This window comes from Paenibacillus agaridevorans, assembly GCF_003112455.1.
GTDB classification, from domain to species: Bacteria; Bacillota; Bacilli; order Paenibacillales; family Paenibacillaceae; genus Pristimantibacillus; species Pristimantibacillus agaridevorans.
Genome location: NZ_BDQX01000212.1, coordinates 1 through 4,351, shown reverse-complemented (window position 1 = coordinate 4,351; position 4,351 = coordinate 1). Strand labels below are relative to the sequence as shown.

Genomic DNA, 4,351 nt, shown 5'->3' with positions numbered 1-4,351 from the left:
GAAACGAATTCCTTGGCAATCAACAGATGCTGCCGGTATTTGCTCCAAACAACACCTGGGATCAAAGAGTCAAATGGGAGGTCTTTGAGCAGGATGGCGTTACGCCTACAGATAAGGCGCTGATCAGTCCATTTGGCGTTCTTACGTTATTGAAGGAAGGCAATGTGAAAATTGTAGCGACTGCGCTGGATGGATCCGGCGTAACGGGTTCCTATGATTACAATATTCAGTTTACAATTACAAATCCTTTATTTGTAGGAGCAACGGCAACAGCGTCGTCATCGAATTACGGCAATGATTATACCCCTGTAAAAGCGATTCTTAGCAACCATGGATCTTTCGCGGGGTGGAGCTCCGGGGAGGGAACAACCTACAACAACCCACAGTGGTTGCAGGTTGAATTTGCCCAGCCTACGGTATTGAACCAAATTGATGTCTATACAACGGAATCCTATTTCAAGATGAGGGATTTCGATGTTCAATATTGGAAGGACGGACAGTGGGTAAATGTTTATTCGGTAAAGGATAACACGAATGTGATAATAAATATTCGGTTTGCAGAGCTTATGACAACAAAAATCAGAGTAATCTGCTACGTAGGAGATACAGCTGGCATAACTCGTATTGACAGCATTGAAGTCTACAACGATGCTTCAGCATACGGGGAATTATATGCCGAGCCCCCTCCTGGATGGGTGCTTGTTTCGCAAGGAGCGCCAGTCACGCCCTACAATGGAATGATCGTTCATGACGGCGTGCAAAGCAACCTAACCGATGGAAACCTGGGTACGCTCTCGGGAGCGTCGACAGAGTTTATTGACCTGTATTTGGATTTGGGGCAGAAAAAATCGCTGGGTTATGTGACCATCCATTACGCCCGTCATTGGAACAAAACAAATAAGGTATATGTATCCGACGATGCCGTGAACTGGACGGAAGTGGTCTCCGGAGATGGTGGAATAGGTAAGTATGAGTATTTGCAGAATACGACGACAACCTCAATCACAGATCTCAATGTATTCGGAGCGTTGCTTCCAGCCAATACAACGGGCCGTTATGTCAGAATCAGTTCGGATCAGGTTTATGTGAACATCAATGAAATTCAAGTGTATTCTACGAATGCTCCGTATGTGGTACCGCCGTCGGGGATGCACTTGATCTCACAGGGAGCGCCGGTCACACCCTACAATGGAATGATCATTCATGACGGCGTGCAAAGCAACCTAACCGATGGAAACCTGGGTACGCTCTCAGGAGCGTCGACAGAATTTATTGACTTGTATTTGGATTTGGGGCAGAAAAAGTCGTTGGACTATGTGACCATCCATTACGCCCGGCATTGGAACAAAACAAATAAGATATATGTATCCGACGATGCTACGAATTGGACGGAAGTGGTCTCCGGAGATGGCGGAATAGGCAAGTATGAGTATTTGCTGAATACGACAACAACCTCGATCACAGATCACAATGTATTCGGAGCGTTGCTTCCAGCGAATACAAAGGGCCGCTATGTAAGAATTAGATCGGACCAGGTTTATGTCAACATCAATGAAATTCAGGTCTATTCCACGAATGCTCCGTATGTGGAACTGCCATCGGGGATGCACTTGATCTCACAAGGAGCGCCGGTCACGCCCTACAATGGGATGATCGTTCATGATGGCGCGCAAAGCAACCTGACCGATGGGAATCTGGGGACGCTCTCGGGAGCGTCGACAGCGTTTATTGATCTGTATTTGGATTTGGGGCAAAAAAAATCGTTGGACTATATAGCAATCCATTACGCCCGACATTGGAACAAAACAAATAAGGTGTATGTATCCGACGATGCCGTGAATTGGACGGAAGTGGTCTCCGGAGATGGCGGAATAGGCAAGTATGAGTATTTGCAGAATACGACGACAACCTCAATCACAGATCACAATGTATTCGGAGCATTGCTTCCAGCGAATACAAAGGGCCGCTATGTAAGAATCAGATCGGATCAGGTTTATGTGAACATCAATGAAATTCAGGTCTATTCGAAGGATGCTGGATAACTCAAAGGAGAGTGAAAATTTTTATGTTAAGTAACTTGCGAATGAATACAAGTACAAGTAAACAACGCATTTATATCTGCTTCCTTGCTGTCGCATTGTTTCTGTCTACTATACCCATGGGCAAAGCATCAGCAAATATAATTAAATCGTACACAGAGGTACCTTCAGATTCGTCTCTTGTTTCACAAGGAGCCACGGTCACACCTTACAATGGAATGGTCATTAATGATGGCGTACAAAGCAACTTAACGGATGGAGATTTGGGCACGATGTCAGGAGGAGGGCCGGGATTTATAGATTTGTATTTAGATCTCGGTCAGAAAAAAGAGTTGAATTATGTAAAGATCGATTTTAACCGGCATTGGAACAAAACAAACAAGGTCTATGTATCGGACGACGCCGTGACATGGACGGAAGTGGTTTCCGGAGATGGCAGCATTGGCAAGTACGACTATTTGCAGAATACGACAACTACCGTCATCACGGATCACAATGTATTCGGAGCGATGCTTCCGGCACATACAGAAGGCCGCTATGTCAGAATCAGCGCGGACCAGGATTATGTGAACATCAATGAAATCCAGGTGTATTCGCCGGGTGTTCCAGCGGTTGTAAATAAGGAGTATGCTGAACTGCCATCGGAGATGCATTTGATCTCGCATGGAGCACCGGTCACCCCCTACAACGGAATGGTTGTTCATGATGGCGTGCAGAGCAATCTAACGGATAGCGATCTGGACACGATATCAGGAGCAACGGAATTTATAGATCTGTACTTGGATCTTGGGCAGAAAAAAAAGTTGAACTATATAGCAATCCATTTTGCCCGGCATTGGAACCATACAAACACGGTTTATGTATCGGACGATGCCACGACTTGGACGGAAGTAGTCACCGGAGACGGCAGCATTGGCAAATATGAGTATTTGCAAAATACGACGACCACCGTAATCACAGATAATAATAGATTTGGAGCATTGCTCCCAGCGAATACAGAGGGACGATATGTAAGAATCAGAACGGAACAGGTTTACGTAAACATCAATGAAATCCAGGTGTATTCGATGGACGCTCCAGCGGCTGTTAGTAAGGAATACGTGGATGTACCGAGTGGGTTAACCTTAGTCTCACAAGGTAATCCTGTATTCGTATATGGAGATATGGTGTTTAACCCTGGTTCAGGTGAAAAAGAAAACTTAACGGATGGCAACTCAGGCACGATGGCGGGCGGCGGGTATCCGAATGGATCGGTTGACTTCTATATTGACTTGGGCCGGAGCTATCCATTAAATTACGTCAAGGCGAGTTTCAGCAGATTTTGGGATGGGATCAACATCGTTTATATTTCAGACAATGCCCAAGATTGGACCCCTGTCGTAGTTGGTGATGGCGGGATGAACAAGTATGAATATATCAAAAATACTTCTTCTGCAAACGCTGCTGGATTCAATGAATTTGGAGCACTTTTGCCGGAGGGATCGGAGGGGAGATACGTCCGATTTGTTACGAAGGCTTGGGCAGACCTTTTTGAATTTCAAATCTATTCTTCATACATGATTGAAGTGGAGCAGTTTAATATAACTGGCGGGGTCTCAATGGAGGTTCTCCCTGGCTTCTCGGTACAGATGAAAGCCGAGGCACAACCAAGCAATGCGACGAATCAGGCGGTAACGTGGAGTGTCAGTCCGAAACCGGGTTCTTCGGGAATGGCAGAAATAGATGCCGCTACAGGTTTCCTGACAGCGATTACAGCAGGAATGGTTACCGTAACGGCCGAGGCATTGGATGGCTCGGGTGTTGTAGCAACAACAGACATCGTGATACGTGAGGCGATTGAGCAGTGGCGTAGCATGGAGTTGTCCTTGATGAGTTCGAAAACGTACAATGATCCCTTTGCAGATGTGGATGTCGTGGCAACTTTCACGGGACCGGGCGGCATTCAAATCACTCGTCCCGCATTTTGGGATGGGGGGCGCATATGGAAGGTTAGATTTGCTCCTACTGTTACGGGAAATTGGAGTATGACGGTAGAGGCTAGTCAATCTGCTGATGACACTGGACTCAACAGGAGCGAGGCCATATCTTTTAATGCCACGCCCTATTCCGGTTCATTAGATTTGTATAAGCGAGGTTTTCTGCAAGTCGGAGACAATGATCGCCACTTTAATTACAACGATGGAACTCCGTTTTTCTATCTTGGCGATACCCATTGGTTCATGCCTTCCGAGCGTTTTGAAGGATCGAACGTAGAAGGAATCGATTCGCAATTCAAATATGCTGTCGATCATCGTGTCAGTCAAGGATTTACA

2 protein-coding genes are annotated in these 4,351 nt (G+C 46.0%); both read left to right on the top strand.

Annotated features, from left to right (window positions below; all coding sequences use genetic code 11):
* On the top strand, positions 1–2,042 hold a 2,042-nt coding region (locus PAT3040_RS19790; RefSeq protein WP_146200483.1), incomplete at its 5' end, for a discoidin domain-containing protein.
* 23 nt (positions 2,043–2,065) lie between these two features.
* The coding region (locus PAT3040_RS19785; RefSeq protein ID WP_146200482.1) for a discoidin domain-containing protein at positions 2,066–4,351 on the top strand (2,286 nt) is incomplete at its 3' end.